At 72.7% G+C, this 15,597-nt stretch carries 14 protein-coding genes; 9 read left to right on the forward strand and 5 right to left on the reverse strand.

What is annotated here, in order from left to right; all coding sequences use genetic code 11:
- Positions 1-72: 72 nt before the first annotated feature.
- Complete coding sequence (gene pgi, locus D3272_RS08760) at positions 73-1,722, forward strand: glucose-6-phosphate isomerase (RefSeq protein WP_129218778.1); 1,650 nt, start codon at positions 73-75, stop codon at positions 1,720-1,722.
- A 19-nt stretch (positions 1,723-1,741) separates the two neighbouring features.
- Here pgi and D3272_RS08765 read toward each other — a convergent pair whose 3' ends face one another.
- Positions 1,742-2,557, reverse strand: coding sequence for a DUF1499 domain-containing protein (locus D3272_RS08765; protein ID WP_129218779.1), 816 nt, complete (start codon positions 2,555-2,557; stop codon positions 1,742-1,744).
- Between the two features lie 324 nt (positions 2,558-2,881).
- Between D3272_RS08765 and D3272_RS08770 the strand changes: the two genes are divergently transcribed.
- From D3272_RS08770 to D3272_RS08780, 3 genes are all read left to right on the forward strand, one after another.
- Complete coding sequence (locus D3272_RS08770) at positions 2,882-3,547, forward strand: extensin-like domain-containing protein (protein WP_129218780.1); 666 nt, start codon at positions 2,882-2,884, stop codon at positions 3,545-3,547.
- A 138-nt stretch (positions 3,548-3,685) separates the two neighbouring features.
- Positions 3,686-3,877 carry a hypothetical protein gene (locus D3272_RS08775; RefSeq protein WP_129218781.1) on the forward strand — a complete coding sequence of 64 codons (192 nt, stop codon included), beginning with the start codon at positions 3,686-3,688 and terminating at the stop codon, positions 3,875-3,877.
- Positions 3,878-4,026: 149 nt separating this feature from the next.
- Positions 4,027-4,833: a metallophosphoesterase gene (locus D3272_RS08780; RefSeq protein WP_129218782.1), complete on the forward strand. Its 807-nt coding sequence runs from the start codon at positions 4,027-4,029 to the stop codon at positions 4,831-4,833.
- Between the two features lie 30 nt (positions 4,834-4,863).
- Here D3272_RS08780 and D3272_RS08785 read toward each other — a convergent pair whose 3' ends face one another.
- Positions 4,864-5,475, reverse strand: coding sequence for a L,D-transpeptidase (locus D3272_RS08785; RefSeq protein ID WP_165361283.1), 612 nt, complete (start codon positions 5,473-5,475; stop codon positions 4,864-4,866).
- 147 nt (positions 5,476-5,622) lie between these two features.
- Here D3272_RS08785 and D3272_RS08790 point away from each other — a divergent pair, with 147 nt between their 5' ends.
- A complete protein-coding gene (locus tag D3272_RS08790; RefSeq protein WP_129218783.1) occupies positions 5,623-6,558 on the forward strand; it encodes a histone deacetylase family protein in 936 nt (311 codons plus the stop codon).
- A gap of 3 nt (positions 6,559-6,561) precedes the next feature.
- On the opposite strand, the gene D3272_RS08795 is transcribed toward D3272_RS08790, so the two are convergent.
- Positions 6,562-7,128, reverse strand: coding sequence for a TetR/AcrR family transcriptional regulator (locus D3272_RS08795; protein WP_129218784.1), 567 nt, complete (start codon positions 7,126-7,128; stop codon positions 6,562-6,564).
- 79 nt (positions 7,129-7,207) lie between these two features.
- On the opposite strand from D3272_RS08795, the gene D3272_RS08800 reads away from it, so the two are divergent.
- The 4 genes from D3272_RS08800 to D3272_RS08815 all read left to right on the forward strand — a co-directional run bounded on the left by D3272_RS08800 (position 7,208) and on the right by D3272_RS08815 (position 13,323).
- Complete coding sequence (locus D3272_RS08800; protein WP_281010695.1) at positions 7,208-8,320, forward strand: efflux RND transporter periplasmic adaptor subunit; 1,113 nt, start codon at positions 7,208-7,210, stop codon at positions 8,318-8,320.
- A complete protein-coding gene (locus tag D3272_RS08805) occupies positions 8,317-9,402 on the forward strand; it encodes an efflux RND transporter periplasmic adaptor subunit (RefSeq protein WP_207210172.1) in 1,086 nt (361 codons plus the stop codon). The genes D3272_RS08800 and D3272_RS08805 overlap by 4 nt, the downstream gene beginning before the upstream one ends.
- A 147-nt stretch (positions 9,403-9,549) precedes the next feature.
- Positions 9,550-12,546 (forward strand): efflux RND transporter permease subunit, encoded by a 2,997-nt coding sequence (locus D3272_RS08810; protein ID WP_428977976.1) that lies wholly within the window; start codon positions 9,550-9,552, stop codon positions 12,544-12,546.
- Positions 12,547-12,576: 30 nt separating this feature from the next.
- Positions 12,577-13,323, forward strand: a complete 747-nt coding sequence (locus D3272_RS08815; protein ID WP_207210173.1) for a cytochrome b561 domain-containing protein — start codon at positions 12,577-12,579, stop codon at positions 13,321-13,323.
- Between the two features lie 71 nt (positions 13,324-13,394).
- Here D3272_RS08815 and D3272_RS08820 read toward each other — a convergent pair whose 3' ends face one another.
- Positions 13,395-14,393, reverse strand: a complete 999-nt coding sequence (locus D3272_RS08820; RefSeq protein ID WP_129218915.1) for a LacI family DNA-binding transcriptional regulator — start codon at positions 14,391-14,393, stop codon at positions 13,395-13,397.
- Positions 14,394-14,497: 104 nt separating this feature from the next.
- Positions 14,498-15,592 carry an ABC transporter permease gene (locus tag D3272_RS08825; protein WP_129218786.1) on the reverse strand — a complete coding sequence of 365 codons (1,095 nt, stop codon included), beginning with the start codon at positions 15,590-15,592 and terminating at the stop codon, positions 14,498-14,500.
- Between the last annotated feature and the right edge of the window lie 5 nt (positions 15,593-15,597).

The raw sequence follows: 15,597 nt of genomic DNA on the forward strand, positions 1-15,597 counted from the left end.
CTGTTATGCTGTCGCAGGGCCGCGACTCACGGGATCGCGGCGGGACCCGACAGGACCGGAGTGAGGATCACGATGGCGCAGGACAAGCAGGACACCAAGTTCGCCGGCCTCCGCGCCGCGGTCGAGCGATCGAAGGGCCGGACCTTGAAGGACCTCTTCGCCGCCGACCCGGAGCGGTTCGACCGCTACCACGTCGCCCTCGGCGACGTCGTCTTCGACTATTCGAAGCACCGGGTCGACGAGGACGTGCTGCACGCGCTCTTCGATCTCGCCCGGGCGCAGAAGCTCGAGGAGAAGCGCGACCGCATGTTCACCGGCGGCGTCGTCAACCCGACCGAGTCCCGCGCCGCGCTGCACACGGCGCTGCGGGCGCCCCAGGGCGCTTCCGTGACGGTCGACGGCCAGGACGTGATGCCCGAGGTGCTCAGCGTGCGCGCCAAGGTCGCGGCCTTCGCCCGCGGCGTGCGCGACGGCAGCATCAAGGGCGCGACGGGGCGCGAGCTCACCGACGTCGTCAACATCGGCATCGGCGGCTCCGACCTCGGCCCCGCCATGGCGGCGCGGGCGCTGGCGCCCTTCGGCCATCCGCGCATCCGCACGCATTTCGTGTCCAACGTCGACGGCGCCGACATCGGCGACACGCTGAAGGGGCTCGACCCCGCGACGACGCTGTTCATCGTGGCCTCCAAGACCTTCACCACCCAGGAAACCATGACCAACGCGCGCTCGGCCCGCGACTGGCTGGCCGGCAAGCTCGGCGACGATGCCGTGCCGCACCATTTCGCCGCCGTGTCGACGGCGCTGGACCTCGTGGGCAAGTTCGGCATCAGCGAAGACCGGGTGTTCGGCTTCAAGGATTGGGTCGGCGGGCGCTATTCCGTCTGGTCGTCGATCGGCCTGTCGGTGGTGATCCAGATCGGGCCGGAGCATTTCGCCGACTTCCTGGCCGGCGGCCACGAGGTCGACACGCATTTCCGCCAAACGCCGCTCGAATCCAACATCCCGGTGCTGATGGGGTTGATCGGCGTTCTGTATCGCAACGCCTGGAGCTTCGCCACGCAGGCGGTGATCCCTTACGACCAACGGCTCGGCCGCTTCCCCGCCTATCTCCAGCAGCTCGACATGGAGAGCAACGGCAAGCACGTGCACGTCGACGGCACGCGCGTGCAGGAGGCGACCGGCCCGGTCGTGTGGGGCGAACCCGGCACCAACGGCCAGCACGCCTTCTTCCAGCTCCTCCACCAGGGCACCGAGGTGGTGCCGATCGACTTCCTCGTCGCCGCCGAGCCGACCGACGCCGACCTCCATCACCACGAGCTGCTCGTCGCCAATTGCTTCGCGCAGAGCCAGGCCCTGATGGTGGGGCGGAGCGAGGCCGAGGTCGAAGCCGTCATGACCAAGGCCGGCGCCAAGCCCGAAGCCATCGCGGCCGTGAAGGCCCACAAGCAGTTCGACGGCAACCGCCCGACCTCGACCTTCCTCTACCGCAAGCTCGACCCGAAGATGTTGGGGCGTCTCATCGCCTTCTACGAGCACCGCGTCTTCACCATGGCGGCCATCTGGGACACCAACCCCTTCGACCAATGGGGCGTCGAACTCGGCAAGGAGCTGGCCAACAAGCTCGCCCCGATCGTGTCGGACGCGGCGGCCTCGCTCGACGGGCTCGACGGGTCCACGGCGGGCCTCGTCGAGCATCGCCGGGCGCTGATCGGGACAGCTTGACGGCGCCGCCGCGCCCGGGTCACGACGCCGCGTCGAGCAGCTCGTCCGACAGCGACTGGATCCGGGCCGCATTGCTGCCCCCGTCGCTCCGGCCGAAGCGCGACGCGGAGCGGATGTCGACGCGCGTCTGGCCCTCGGCGGCGCGGATGCGGATGGCGACGTCGTCGGGCAGCGCCATGACGCGGGTCGGCGCCACGGCATCGATGTGACCGGTGCCGAACTTGCCCTTCGGCGGCATGGCGTCGAGGACCCTCCAGCCGCGCGCCGTGACGGCGTGCAGGGCCAGCCTGTAGGCCTCGTCCTCCGGCACGTCGAGCAGCAGGGGCTGGAGCGTCGGATAGGCCCGCCGCGCCGCCTCCCGGGCCTCGGCCGGAAGCTCGGGATGGACGGTGCCGCCGCGGGCCGCGACGACGCCCGGCGCCGCCGAGAACGTCGGCGGTGCCGCCGGGTCCGTCGACACGTCGCCGACGGCGGGCAGCCGCAGGGCAAGGCCCGCCAGATAGGCCGGATAGGCCAGCACCAGGGCGGACAGGGCGAGGGCGGACAGGGCCCGGGCCGTCCCGCGGCGGCCCGTCCGCCAGATCACCACGGCGGACCAGAGCGCCAGGGCGGCGGCGAGCAGCGCCAAGGCGAGGCCGAAGCCCAGCACCGCCAGCGCCCCGCGCGGGTCGCCTACCCCGCTCCGCCCCATCGCCACCGCGATCGTCGCCAGGACGGCCCCGAAGACCGCGCAGGCGCGGCTGCGGTCCGCCGCGGCGGCGAAGGGCTCGGGCGGAAGGCGCCGCCGCGGCACGGGACGGGTCGCGGCGGCGGCAGGGCGGCGGAGCGCGGGCATGGGCCTTCCGGGTCGGGCGGGCGGAACGCCCGACCCTATCGCATCGACCCCGGAGCCGGTACAGCCTCGGCCGGGAGGAGCCAGATGGGAACGCGCGATCCAGCCCGGCCGGCCGCGACAGGCCTGGCGCTCGGCCGCACGGCCCGCGGCCGTCCGGCCTCGGCGATACTCGCACTCTGGTGCCTGACGTGGTCGCCGGGCCTCGCCCTCGCCGGTCCCCTCCCCGCTCCCGTGCCGGTCCCGCGCCCGCCCGTCGCCGCGATGCCGTCGGCCCCCGCCATCGTTCCGCTGCCGCTGCCGCGACCCGAGGAAGCCGGGCCTCCCTTGCCGCTCCCCTCCGTCCCGCCGCGTCCCGAGGCCGCCGGTGCCGCCCCTCTGCCGCGGGCCGAGGCCTTCGGGCCGCCCCCACCCCGGCGCGCGCCGGACCCCGACGCCCCGCCCGACCCCGACCCCGTCTGCGGGCCGCTGCTGGCGGGCGGCAAGGTCGTGGCGCGTCCCGCCGCCGCCATCGCCGAGGGCGATGCCTGCGGGGTCGCCGCGCCGGTGACGCTGGCCGCCGTCGTGCTGCGCGGCGGCCGGCAGGTCGCGCTGGTACCGCCGGCCGTCATGCGCTGCGACCTCGCCGACCGCCTCGCCGACTGGGTGCGGGACGACGTCGCGCCGGCGACGGCCGCCGAGGGGGACCTCCTCGGCATCGCGGACGCGGCCGCCTACGTCTGCCGCAACCGCAACTGGGCCGCGGGCGCCCGGGTGTCGGAACATGCCCGCGGCAACGCCATCGACATCCTGGCCTTCCGCTTCGCCCGCCGCACCGTGGGGTGGAAGGACCCCGGGGCCCGGGACGTGCTGGCCGCGCTGCGGGCCTCGGCCTGCGCGCGTTTCGCCACCGTGCTGGGCCCCGGCGCCGACGCCTTCCACGAGACCGATCTGCACGTCGACCTCGAGCACCGACGCAACGGCTTCAAGCTGTGCCAATGGACCCTGCCGTGAGCCGCCGTTCCGACTCGGCACAACTGCGGCGGCGCTTGGCTTAGGATTGTGTCAAGGATGTCGCGACATGGTTGCCCTCATGTCCAACACAGCTCCGGCGCCGCCCCAGGGCGGCAGGCCGGATCGGGGGAACCCGCCATGACCGACACCAATTCCGCGCCGAACCGGCAGGACGCCCGCGACCTCCAGGCCCGTCTATACCGCGAGATCGGCATCTCGGCCGTGGCGGCGGCCCTGCGCTTCACCACCCAGCCCGACCCGGCGTCGTCGCCGCGCGGGGTGGACAAGCCGGCCGAAAAGCCCCACCTCGCGCGGACGCGCGCGGCCTGAGGCCGAACCCGGCGGTCCGAGCGGCCGCCGGCCACCCGGCGGAGGGCAACACCCTGACCATCTCACGCAGGACGATCCTGACCGGCGTCGGCGCCCTGGCCCTGGGCCCGGCGGCGTTGGGCACCTATGCGGTCGCCGTCGAGCCCGGCATGACGCCGGCCGTCCGCCGCTACGTCGTGACGCCGCCGGGCTGGACGCCGGGCCTCACGCTGCGCATCGGCGTCATCGCCGACATCCACGCCTGCGAGCCCTGGATGTCGGCCGAGCGCATCCGCGCCATCGCGGACCAGTGCAACGCGCTCGACCCGGACCTCATCCTGCTGCTCGGCGACTTCAACGCCGGGCACCGCTTCGTCAGCGGGCCCGTCATGCCGGCGGCCTGGGCGGACGCGCTGTCGGTGCTGCGGGCACCGCTGGGCACCTACGCCATCCTCGGCAACCACGACTGGTGGCACGGTCCCGTCCCGGGCATGAAGGGCGGCCCCGAGGAGGTCCGCCGCGCGCTGCGCGCCATCGACGTCCGCCTGCTCGAGAACGATGCCGTGCTGGTCGACCGGGGCGGCAAACGGTTCTGGCTGGCCGGGCTGGCCGACCAGATCGCCTATCAGACGGCGTCGCAGGGGCACAAGGGCGCGGACGACCTTCCCGGCACGCTGAAGCTGATCCGCGACGACGCGCCGGTCATCATGCTGGCGCACGAGCCTTACGCCTTCGCCCGCATGCCGGACCGCGTCTCCCTGACCCTGTCGGGCCACACCCACGGCGGACAGATCATCGTGCCGGGCATCGGCCCCATCGTGACGCCGTCGCGCCGATACAACTACGGCCACATCGTCGAGGGGCAGCGCCACCTCATCGTGTCGGGAGGGCTCGGCGAATCCGGCATCCCGGCGCGCCTCGGCGTCCCACCGGAGCTGCTGCACATCACCGTGTCGAGCCCGGGCCTGACCGTCTGAACGACGGCGCGGCCGCGGCCGGCCGCGGCGTCACATCACGACGACGCGGGTGCCGACTTTGGCGCGGCTGTACAGGTCGATGACGTCGATGTCCCGCATGCGGATGCAGCCCGAGGACGCGTCGTGGCCGATCTCGGTCGGCTCGTTGGTGCCGTGGATGCGGTAGAGCGTGTCGCGGCCCTGCGCGTCGTAGAGGTAGAGGGCGCGGGCCCCGAGCGGGTTTTCCGGCCCGCCCGGCATGCCGCCCTCGGCCACCACGGGCTTGAGATGCGGCCAGCGCTTGATCATGTCGGCGGGCGGCATCCAGCGCGGCCATTCCGCCATGCGCTTGACCGTGGCGGTGCCGGTCCAGCCATAGGCCTCGGCCCCGGTCGCCACGCCGTAACGCATCGCCTTGCCGTGGCCCAGCACGTAGAAGAGCAGCTTGTCGTGGGTGTCGACCACGATGGTGCCGGGCGGCTGGCCCGTGGTGTCCTCGACCTCGTAGCGGTCGAAGTTGCGGCCCATGTCGGCCACCGGCACCTTGGAGATGAATTCCTTGTCGCGGGACGAGAGCACCGGGTCGGGCGTCGCCTTGTACTGGCAGCCCGACGCCGCGAGGGCTCCCACCAGCACCGCCGCCGCCCGCAGATAGGTCCGCATTGATCCTGCCCCGCACCGCCCCAGTTCTGCGGCAGCCCATAGCATGACGGGCCGGCCGTTAACGAGCCCTTGTCACACATTCGCCTCATCCGTGTCACCCGCACCACAAGGCGGCGGCCGGCAGCGGCCCGGGAGAGCATGGACGCCGTGAGTACAATCCTGATCGGGCACGAGGCCGGCCTCGGCCACGACATGGGCGAGGGCCATCCCGAACGCCCCGACCGGCTGCGCGCCGTCGCGGCGGCGCTGTCGGGACCGGGTTTCGAGGCGCTGCGGCGCCTGGAAGCCCCCGAGGCCGACCGCGCCGCGCTGGTCCGCGCCCACGAGGAAGCCTATGTCGACGCGCTGCTGGCGGCCCGCCCGGCCGAGGGCGAGCTGCTGCGGATCGACCCCGATACCGCCATCGGCAGCGGCACGATGGCGGCCGTCCTGCGGGGCGCCGGCGGGGCCGTGCTGGCGGTGGACGAGGTGATGGCGGGGCGGGCCGACAACGCCTTCGTGGCCATGCGCCCGCCCGGCCACCACGCCGAACGCGCCACCGCCATGGGATTCTGCTTCTTCAACAGCGCGGCCGTGGCGGCCCGGCACGCCCGCGAAGTCCACGGCGCCGCCCGCGTCGCCATCCTGGATTGGGACGTCCACCACGGCAACGGCACGCAGGACATCTTCTGGAACGACCCCGCCGTGCTCTATTGCTCGACGCACCAGATGCCGCTCTTCCCCGGCACCGGGGCCCGAGGCGAGCGCGGCGACTACGACACGATCGTCAACGCCCCGCTGGCGCCCGGTGACGGCGCGGCGGCGTTCCGGGCGGCGCTGGAGGGGCTGATCCTGCCCCGCATGGCGGCTTTCGCGCCCGACCTCGTCATCGTGTCGGCCGGCTTCGACGCCCACCGCCGCGACCCGCTCGGCCAGATCGCGCTCGACGCGGAGGATTTCGCCTGGGCGACGCGGCGCGTCATGGACCTCGCCGCGGCCCGCGCCGGCGGCCGCGTCGTGTCACTCCTCGAGGGCGGCTACGACCTCCAGGGCCTCGGCCTTTCGGTCGCCGCCCATGTCGCGGCGCTGATGGAAGCGGCCTGACCGTCAGGGCGGCGGCAGCCCGGCGGCGAGGCCCGAGATGGCGTCGAACACCGCCGCCGCCTCGTCGGCCCCGAGCCGCGCCAGCCCGAGCGTGCGGGCGACCTGGAGGCCGATCGTGGCGAAGAGCAGGGCCGTGGCGACGTCGGGCGCCGCCGTCTGCTGGCGGACCTCGTCGAAGATCTCGGCGAACATGCCCTGGAACACCGCCAGCGATTCGGAATGCTCCACCGCCGCCACCAGCATGGGACGGGAAAAGTTGTCGTCCTCGCAGTAGGTCGCCCGCGCGTAATCGACCATGCCGCGGAGCACGGCCTGGGACAGGCCCGCCAACCGCGCCTGCGCGGCGTCGACGCCTTCCTGCAGCCGCTTCAGCTTGCGCAGCGCCATGGCCGAGACCAGCGCGTCCTTCGACCGGAAATGGTGCAGCACGCCGCCCTTGCTGACCGCGGCCTCGAGCGCGACCGCGTCCATGGTGAGGCTGCCGATGCCGTCGCGCGCCAGCAGCGCCTCGGCGGCATCCAGCACCTTGTCGATCGTGGCGAGGCTTCGGGCCTGCGGTGGTCTGCTCATGAAAAAATCCAACTGGACGGTTTGTTATTAGCGGCTTATGCAGCGTGGCACAACGGCTTCCGCTCACCCGGCTCGTACCATGATGTTCCGTCCCCGCGCCCTCCGCGACCGCCGCCGATGCGGAGCCCTGCCGGTGCTCTGCGCGGCGGCGGCATTGTTGTGCCGACCGGCCGCCGGTCCGGCGGTGGCGGCGGAGGCCGGGCTGGTCCCGGTGGAGGCGGTGGTGCCGGCGGCGCGGGACGTCGATGCCGACCTCGCGCTCGCCGGCACGGTCCAGGCTCGCGTGCAGAGCAACATCGCCTTCCGGGTCGACGGCAAGGTGTCGGAGCGCCGCGTCGAGGTCGGCCAGCACGTGGCGGCCGATCAGGTTCTCGCCACCGTGGACGCGACCGAGCAGCACGCCAACGTCGACAATGCCCGGGCGGCGGTCACGGCGGCCCAGGCACTCCTCGTCCAGGCCGAGGCGACCTTCAAGCGCCAGCAGAGCCTCATCGCCTCCGGATACACCACGCGGGCGAGCTACGACCAGGCGCAGGAAACGCTGAACACGGCACGGGCGCAGGTCGAGGCCGCGGAGGCGGCCTTCAACACCGCGGAGGAGCAGCTCTCCTATGCCGAGCTCCGGGCCGGCCAGGACGGCATCGTGGTGTCGCGCAGCGTCGAGGCCGGGCAGGTCGTCCAGGCCGGCCAGACCGTCTTCGTCCTGGCGCAGGACGGGCCGCGCGACGCCGTCTTCGAGATCCCCGAAGCCCTGCTGACGACGCCGCCGCGGGACGACGCCGTCGACATCGCGCTCCAGGCCGACCCCAAGGTGACGGCCGTCGGCACCGTGCGGGAAGTCTCGCCCATCCTCGACGCGGCCTCCAGCACCGTCACGGTGAAGGTGGGGCTGCGCGGGCCGGCGACCGGCATGGCGCTCGGCGCCGCCGTGGTGGGGCGCGGGCGGTTCGAGCGGCAGACCGCCGTCGTGCTGCCCTGGAGCGCGCTCTTCGAGGCCGAGGGCCGGCCGTCCGTGTGGGTGCTCGACGACCAGGACAGGGTGTCGCTGCAGCCGGTCTCGGTGAAGAGCTACGCCACCGGCAGCGTCGTCCTGTCGGGCGGCCTCGACGGGAGCCGGCGCGTCGTCACGGCCGGGGTGCAACTGCTTTATCCGGGACAGAAAGTGGCGGTCGTGAAGGGCAACCTGCCGTGACGGCGCTCCCCCGCTTCCGGGTCTTCGTCCCCCTCGCCGCGGTTGCAGCCCTGCTCGGCGGCTGCGAGCGCAAGCCGGCGGAGGCCGCCGCGCCGGTCCGGCCCGCCCTGACGGTCGTGGTCGAGCCCGCCGCGCCGCCGGCGGAACGGCGCTTCACCGGCACGGTCGCGCCGCGCTACGAGGCGAAGCTCGGGTTCCAGGCGACCGGCCGCATGACGGCGCGCAACGTCGACGTCGGCGACCGGGTCGTCCAGGGGCAGATGCTGGCGACGCTGGACCCGACGGTTCTGCGGCTCGCCGTCGTGGGTTCCAAGGCCGACCTCGCCAACGCGCGGGCGGCCCTGGTCAATGCCAAGGCCACCAACGACCGGCAGCAGGAACTCATCAGGACCGGCAGCGTCAGCCAGGCCCAGGTCGACGCGGCCCTGGCGGCGCGCGACACCGCGCAGGCCAAGGTCGGCCAGGCGCAGGCCAGCCTGCAGAAGGCCGAGGAACAACTCGGCTACGCCTCGCTCCGGAGCGGTTACGACGGCGTGGTCGAGAGCTGGACGGCCGAGGTCGGCCAGGTGGTGACGGCCGGCCAGGCGGTCGTCACCGTGGCGCGGCCCGACCTGCGCGACGCCGTGTTCGACGTGCCGGACGACCGGGTCGCCAGGTTCGCCGCCGGGCGGGCCTTCACGGTGGCGCTGCTCGCCGATCCCGCCGTCTCGGCGCAAGCCACGGTGCGGGAGATCGCGCCCCAGTCCGATCAGCTGACCCGGACGCGGCGGGTGCGCCTGACGCTCGAAGCCGCCCCGGCGGCCTTCCGCCTCGGCACCACGGTGACGCTCGGTCTGGTCGAGGCGGTGCCGGGCCCTGCCCGCATCGTGCTGCCGGCCGGCGCCGCCGTGGAGCGGGACGGCGCCACGACGGTCTGGACCGTCGACCCGCAGAACCGCCTCCGCGCCCGCGCCGTGACGCTCGGCGAACGCGATCCCGGCACCGTCACGGTGGCGACCGGCCTCGCCGCCGGCGACCGCGTCCTGATCGCCGGCGCCCACTCGGCGACCGAGGGCCAGGCCGTCAAGATCGACGCCCCTTAGGGCCCGGATCGGGCGGCGCCGCCGCCCCGCATCGTTTCAACCGGTCCCCTGCCCCGTGGCGCGGCGGGCCCGACGACCCGGATGAGAGCCGTGAAGTTCAACCTGTCGGAATGGGCGCTCGAACACCGATCGTTCGTGTGGTTCCTCATGCTGCTGTCGGCCCTCGCCGGCTACGGCGCCTATACGGGCCTGGGCCGCCAGGAGGACCCGCCCTTCACCATCAAGACCATGGTGGTGAGCCAGGCCTGGCCGGGCGCCACCGTGGACGAGATGACCAGCCAGGTCACCGAGCGCATCGAGAAGGAGCTGACCCAGATCGACGCGCTCGACTATACCAAGAGCTACACGGTGCCGGGGCGCACCACCGTGCTGCTGAACCTCAAGGACACGACCGACCCCAAGCAGGTCCCGTGGATGTTCTACCAGGTGCGCAAGCACGTGCAAGACATCCAGAGCACCATGCCGAGCGGCGTGCAGCCGCCGTCCTTCAACGACGAGTTCGGCGACGTCTACGGCAACATCTACGGCTTCACGGCCGATGGGCTAAGCCAGCGCCAGCTGCGGGACTACGTCGAGGAGGTCCGCTCCGAGATCCTCACGGTGCCGAGCATCGGCAAGGTGCAGGTGGTGGGCGCCCAGGACGAGGTCGTGTACCTGGATTTCTCGACCAAGAAGCTCGCCGCGCTGGGCCTCGACGTCCAGTCGCTGATCCGCACGCTGCAGAACCAGAACGGCGTGCAGCCGTCGGGCGTGCTCCAGGCCGGGCCCGAACAGGTGTCGATGCGGGTCACGGGCGGCTTCACGTCGGAGAACAGCCTCGAGAACCTCAACCTGCGCATCAACGACCGCTACTTCCCGCTCAGCGACATCGCCACGATCACCCGCGGCTACCGCGACCCGCCCGACCCGCTGTTCCGCGTGAACGGCGAGCCCGCCATCGGCCTCGGCATCGGCATGAAGGCCTCGGGAAACCTGCTCCGCTTCGGCGAGGCCCTGAAGGAGAAGATGCGCGACGTCGAGGCGCGCCTGCCGCTCGGGGTCGACATCCACCTCGTGTCCGACCAGCCCAAGATCGTCGAGGAGGCGGTGGGCGGCTTCACGGAGGCGCTGGTCGAGGCCGTGCTGATCGTGCTGGCGGTCAGCTTCGTCAGCCTCGGCCTGCGGGCCGGGCTCGTCGTGTCCTTCTCGATCCCCCTGGTGCTGGCCATCGTCTTCGTGGTGATGGGCCATTTCGGCGTGTCGCTGCAGCGCATCTCGCTCGGCGCCCTCATCATCGCGCTCGGCCTGCTGGTCGACGACGCCATGATCACCGTCGAGATGATGGTGTCGCGGCTGGAACGCGGCGACGACCTCACCAAGGCGGCGACCTTCGCCTTCACCTCCACGGCCTTTCCCATGCTCACCGGCACGCTGGTGACGGTGGCGGGCTTCATCCCCATCGGCTTCAACGGCTCGTCGGCGGGCGAATACACCTACACGCTCTTCGTCGTCATCGCGGCCTCGCTGCTGGTGTCCTGGGTCGTGGCGGTGCTCTTCGCGCCCCTCATCGGCGTCAAGCTGCTCCCCAAGACCATGAAACACCACGACGCTTCGCGGCCGGGCCTCGTCGCCCGGGTCTTCGCCGCCATGCTGGGCGGCGCCATGCGGTGGCGATGGTTCACGGTCGCGGGCTGCATCGCCCTGCTGGCGCTCTCGGTCGTGGGGATGAGCCACGTCCAGCAGCAGTTCTTCCCCTCCGCCGACCGGCCCGAACTGCTGGTCGACATGACGCTGCCGCAGAACAGCACCATCCTCAACACCAAGGCGCAGATGGACCGGTTCGAGCACGAACTGGCGCGGGACCCCGACATCGCCAGCTGGAGTTCCTACGTGGGCGAGGGCGCGATCCGCTTCTACCTGCCGCTCGACCAGCAGCTGCAGAACAGCTTCTTCGGGCAGATCGTGGTGGTGACCAAGGGCCTCGGCGTGCGCGACGCCGTGGCGGCCCGCCTGCGCGGCATCGCGGCCGACGGCTTCGTCGGCATCGACACCTTCGTGCATCCGCTCGACCTCGGCCCGCCCGTCGGCCGGCCCGTGCAGTACCGGCTCGGCGGCCCGGACATCCAGGTGCTGCGCGCCCAGGCGCTCAAGCTCGCCGCGCTGATGGCCGGCAACCCGCACCTCGATCCCCCGACCTTCGACTGGAACGAGCCCGGCAAGGTGGTGCGGGTCGACATCGCCCAGGACAAGGCGCGCCAGCTCGGCATCTCGTCGGCCGACGTCGCCGGGGTGCTGAACGGGCTCGTGGGCGGCACGTCCATCACGCAGATCCGCGACAGCATCTACCTCGTCGACGTGGTGGGCCGGGCCGGCGCGGACGAGCGCGACAGGATCGAGACGCTGCAGGGCCTGCAGGTGCCGACCAGCGGCGGCAAGGTCGTGCCGCTCCTCGCCTTCGCGACGCTGCACTACGACCTCGAACAGCCGATCGTTTGGCGGCGCGACCGCCTGCCCACCATCACGGTCCGGGCAGCGCTGCACGACGACACCCAGCCCGCCACCGTGGTGGACGCGCTCGCCCCCGCGATCGCGACCTTCGAGGGCGCGCTGCCGCGGGGCTTCAAGGTCGCGGTCGGGGGCGCCGTGGAGGAAAGCGGCAAGGGCCAGGGGCCCATCGCCGCCGTGGTGCCCGTCATGCTGCTCGCCATGGCGTTCCTCATCATGGTGCAGCTGCAGAGCTTCCAGAAGCTGTTCCTGGTGGTCAGCGTGGCGCCGCTCGGCCTCATCGGCGTAGTGGCGGCGCTGCTGCTGTCCGGCAAGCCCATGGGCTTCGTGGCGATCCTCGGCATCCTCGCCCTCATCGGCATCATCATCCGCAACTCCATCATCCTGATGGCGCAGATCGACGAGGTGCTGGCGGAGGGCAAGGACCGCTGGACCGCCGTGTTCGAAGCCACGCAGCACCGCATGCGGCCGATCCTGCTCACCGCCGCCGCCGCCAGCCTCGGCCTCGTCCCCATCGCCCCGCAGGTCTTCTGGGGCCCGATGGCCTATGCCATGATCGGCGGCATCGTGGCGGCGACCTTCCTGACGCTGTTCTTCCTCCCGGCGCTCTACGTCACCTGGTACCGGGTGAAGCCGCCGGCGCGGGGGACCGCCGTCTGACGGGTGCCTGCCGGGCGCGAGGCATCGGCGATGGCGACGATCGTGACGGTTGCGGCATGGCTGGCGGAGGGGCTGTCGGGGCGGGACCATGGTCTGCCGCCGTCCTGGGCGTTCTGGCACGCGCGCGCCATGGTGCTCGCCTGGTCGGTCCTGCTGCCCGTCGGCATGCTGGTCGCCCGCTTCTTCAAGGTCACGCCCCGCCAGGCCTGGCCGCGGGTGCTGGACAATCCCGCCTGGTGGCGGTGCCACCTGTCGCTCCAGACCGCCGGCGTGCTGCTGATGACGCTGGGGGCCGCCGCAGCCTACGGACGGGGCGCCGACGCCACGGCCCTGGCCCGGTGGCACCACGGCGCCGGGTGGACCCTCGTCGCCACCGGATGGGTGCAGGTCCTCGCCGGGCTGGTTCGCGGCAGCAAGGGCGGCCCGACCGCGGCGACGCTGCGCGGCGACCATTACGACATGACGCGGCGCCGCATCGCCTTCGAGGTGGTCCACAAGACGCTCGGCTGGGCGGCACTGCCGGTCGTGGTCGCCACCACGGCCGCCGGACTGGTGATGCTCGATGCCCCGCGCTGGATGGCGGTGCTGATCGCGGGCTGGTGGGTCACGGTCGCGGCCGCCTTCGTCGCACTGCAACGGGCCGGTCGCTGCGTCGACACCTACCAGGCCCTGTGGGGCACCGATCCGCGCCACCCCGGCAACGCGCGGCGGCCGATCGGCTGGGGCATCCGGCAGCACCCCGCGCCGGGGCACGCGTCCGACACCGGCCCGCGCTGAAAGCCCTTGGGGCCGTCGGTGGGACCGAGCGTCGACGTGACCGCCGCACCAACCGGACGGCGGGTCGGCCCTCAGGTCGTTTCGCGCTGCAGGATCGCGAAGGGCATGCGGCGGGTTTCGGGCGCCAGCACGGCGTCGGCGCGCCCGGCCGCGATGGCCCGGAGCAGGAGGTCGCCCACGCCGTCCCCGATGGCGGGCGCGTCGACCGAGACGGTGGTCAGCCGCGGGTGGCAGGACCGCGACAGTTCGAAATCGCCGAAGCCCGCGATGGCGAGCCGCCCGGGGACCGACCAGCCCCGCCGCTGGCATTCCGACAGGGCCCCGAAGGCCGACAAGTCGGAGACGCAGACGACGGCGTCGGTTTCCGGGCTGCGCTCCAGCAGGCGCACCACGGCCTCGCTGCCCTGGTCCATGGCGATGGGCGGGGACCCGCAGGCCACCGTCAGCCCCTGCGGCAGGCCGAGGTCGCGCACTGCCCGCTCGTAGCCCCGGCGGCGGTCGGACCCGCGGGTGTCGCGGTCCGTCGAGCCCCCGATATAGCCGATGGCGCGATAGCCCCGGGCATGGAGGTGGTGCACCAGCGCGGCGGCCGCGGCGGCGTTGGAGAAGCCCACGACGTGGCCGATCGGCTCCGGCGGCAGGTCCCACATCTCCACGACCGGGATGCCGGCCGCGCCCAGCAGAAGCCGGGCCCGCTCCGTGTGGCTGCCCCCCGTCACCACCATGCCTTCGGGGCGGCGGCGCAGCAGGGCGGCGATGAGGTCCTCTTCCCGCCCTCGGTCGTAGCCGGTCGCGCCGAGCAGCATCTCGAGCCCGCTGCCCTCGAGCCTGCGCCCGATGCCGCCGGCCGTGTCGGAAAAGTTGGAATTGTTGAGCGAGGGGATCAGCACGGCGACGAAGCCCGAGCGCCGCGACGACAGCGTGCCGGCCGTCCGGTCCAGCACGTAGCCGAGGTCGTCCACGGCCCGCAGGATGCGCCGGCGCGTCAGGTCCGACACGGTGCCGGCGCCCTTGAGGGCCCGCGACACCGTCATGGCGGAGACGCCGGCGCGTCGCGCGACATCCGCCATGGTGGGGGCGGGTCGCGGGGCCTGGCCCGGGTCCCCCGCCTGGGAGCCGCTCCCCTGCTCCGGCAGGCCGTTCGACATGGGCGGGCCCGGGATCGGCGCGACCCTCAACCGGCCCGCGGCGCATCCGGCGCCGGGGCCAGGGCAGGCGCCGGGGCCGGCTCCAGCAGCTGCCGGCGACCCGCGGCGCCGCGGCGGCGCTGGGCATAGCCGGCGATGCCGATGGCGACGAGCAGCGTCACGCCGTTGAAGAGCGGCTCGACCCAGAAGGAGCCGCCGATCTGCTGGATGCCGGCGATCCCCACCGCCAGGATGACGACGCCCACCACCGTGCCCCAGACGTTGACGCGGCCCGGCTTGATGGTGGTCGACCCCAGGAAGGCGCCGACGAGGGCGGGCAGCAGGAACTCCAGCCCGACGCTCGCCTGGCCGATGCGCAGCTTGGCGGCGAGCAGCACGCCCGCGATGCCGGTGAGGGTTCCGGAGGCCACGAAGGCCAGGATGGTGAAGCGCTCGACCGGGATGCCGTTCAGCGCCGCCGCCTTCGGATTGGCGCCGATGGCGTAGAGGTAGCGGCCGAGCGGCACGTGTTCGAGCAGGAACCACAGCACCACGGCGAGGCCGAGCACGTAATAGCCCGTGATGGGCAGGCCGAAGACGAAGGTGGAGTTCAACGCCAGGAAGTCCCGCGGCAGCACGCCCACAACCTGCCGGCCGCCCGTGTACCAGAGCGCCAGCGCATACAGCACCGTGCCGGTGCCGAGCGTCGCGATGAAGCTGTCGATCCGCGCCACCTCGACGAGGAGCCCGTTGAGGAAACCCGTGGCGGCGCTGAGCAGCACGACGATCAGCACCGCCAGGGGCCAGGGCAGGCCCGAAACGGTCTGCAGGCTGATGGCCAGCACGTGCCACAGGACGATGCCGTAGCCGACCGTGAGGTCGATCTTGCCCGTCACCATGGGGATCATGGCGGCGAGCGACAGCAGCGCGATGATGGCCTTGTCGGACACGATCGAGCGCAGGTTGAGCATGGTGGGGAACGTGTCGGGCAGCGCCAGCGAGAACCCGGCGATGAGCAGCAGCGTGAGGAGCGGCAGGCCGTAGACCGGCACGAGGCGGGCCACGCGTTCCGCCGGCCGGGCCGCCCTGAGCTCGGCGCGGGTCGGCTCCAGGGCGTCGGAGCGGATCGAATTGGTGGCCATGGGCG

The organism is Lichenibacterium ramalinae (assembly GCF_004137085.1).
Lineage (GTDB): Bacteria > Pseudomonadota > Alphaproteobacteria > Rhizobiales > Beijerinckiaceae > Lichenihabitans > Lichenihabitans ramalinae.

What these genes read in the sequence shown, in the direction of transcription:
- D3272_RS08810 (WP_428977976.1), top strand. Translation starts at nt 9,550, where the DNA reads ATGCTGCTGTCGGCCCTCGCCGGCTACGGCGCCTATACGGGCCTGGGC.
- D3272_RS08800 (WP_281010695.1), top strand. Translation starts at nt 7,208, where the DNA reads ATGATGTTCCGTCCCCGCGCCCTCCGCGACCGCCGCCGATGCGGAGCC.
- D3272_RS08765 (WP_129218779.1), bottom strand. Translation starts at nt 2,557, where the DNA reads ATGCCCGCGCTCCGCCGCCCTGCCGCCGCCGCGACCCGTCCCGTGCCG.
- pgi (WP_129218778.1), top strand. Translation starts at nt 73, where the DNA reads ATGGCGCAGGACAAGCAGGACACCAAGTTCGCCGGCCTCCGCGCCGCG.
- D3272_RS08795 (WP_129218784.1), bottom strand. Translation starts at nt 7,128, where the DNA reads ATGAGCAGACCACCGCAGGCCCGAAGCCTCGCCACGATCGACAAGGTG.
- D3272_RS08815 (WP_207210173.1), top strand. Translation starts at nt 12,577, where the DNA reads ATGGCGACGATCGTGACGGTTGCGGCATGGCTGGCGGAGGGGCTGTCG.
- D3272_RS08785 (WP_165361283.1), bottom strand. Translation starts at nt 5,475, where the DNA reads ATGCGGACCTATCTGCGGGCGGCGGCGGTGCTGGTGGGAGCCCTCGCG.
- D3272_RS08820 (WP_129218915.1), bottom strand. Translation starts at nt 14,393, where the DNA reads ATGGCGGATGTCGCGCGACGCGCCGGCGTCTCCGCCATGACGGTGTCG.
- D3272_RS08825 (WP_129218786.1), bottom strand. Translation starts at nt 15,592, where the DNA reads ATGGCCACCAATTCGATCCGCTCCGACGCCCTGGAGCCGACCCGCGCC.
- D3272_RS08780 (WP_129218782.1), top strand. Translation starts at nt 4,027, where the DNA reads ATGACGCCGGCCGTCCGCCGCTACGTCGTGACGCCGCCGGGCTGGACG.
- D3272_RS08775 (WP_129218781.1), top strand. Translation starts at nt 3,686, where the DNA reads ATGACCGACACCAATTCCGCGCCGAACCGGCAGGACGCCCGCGACCTC.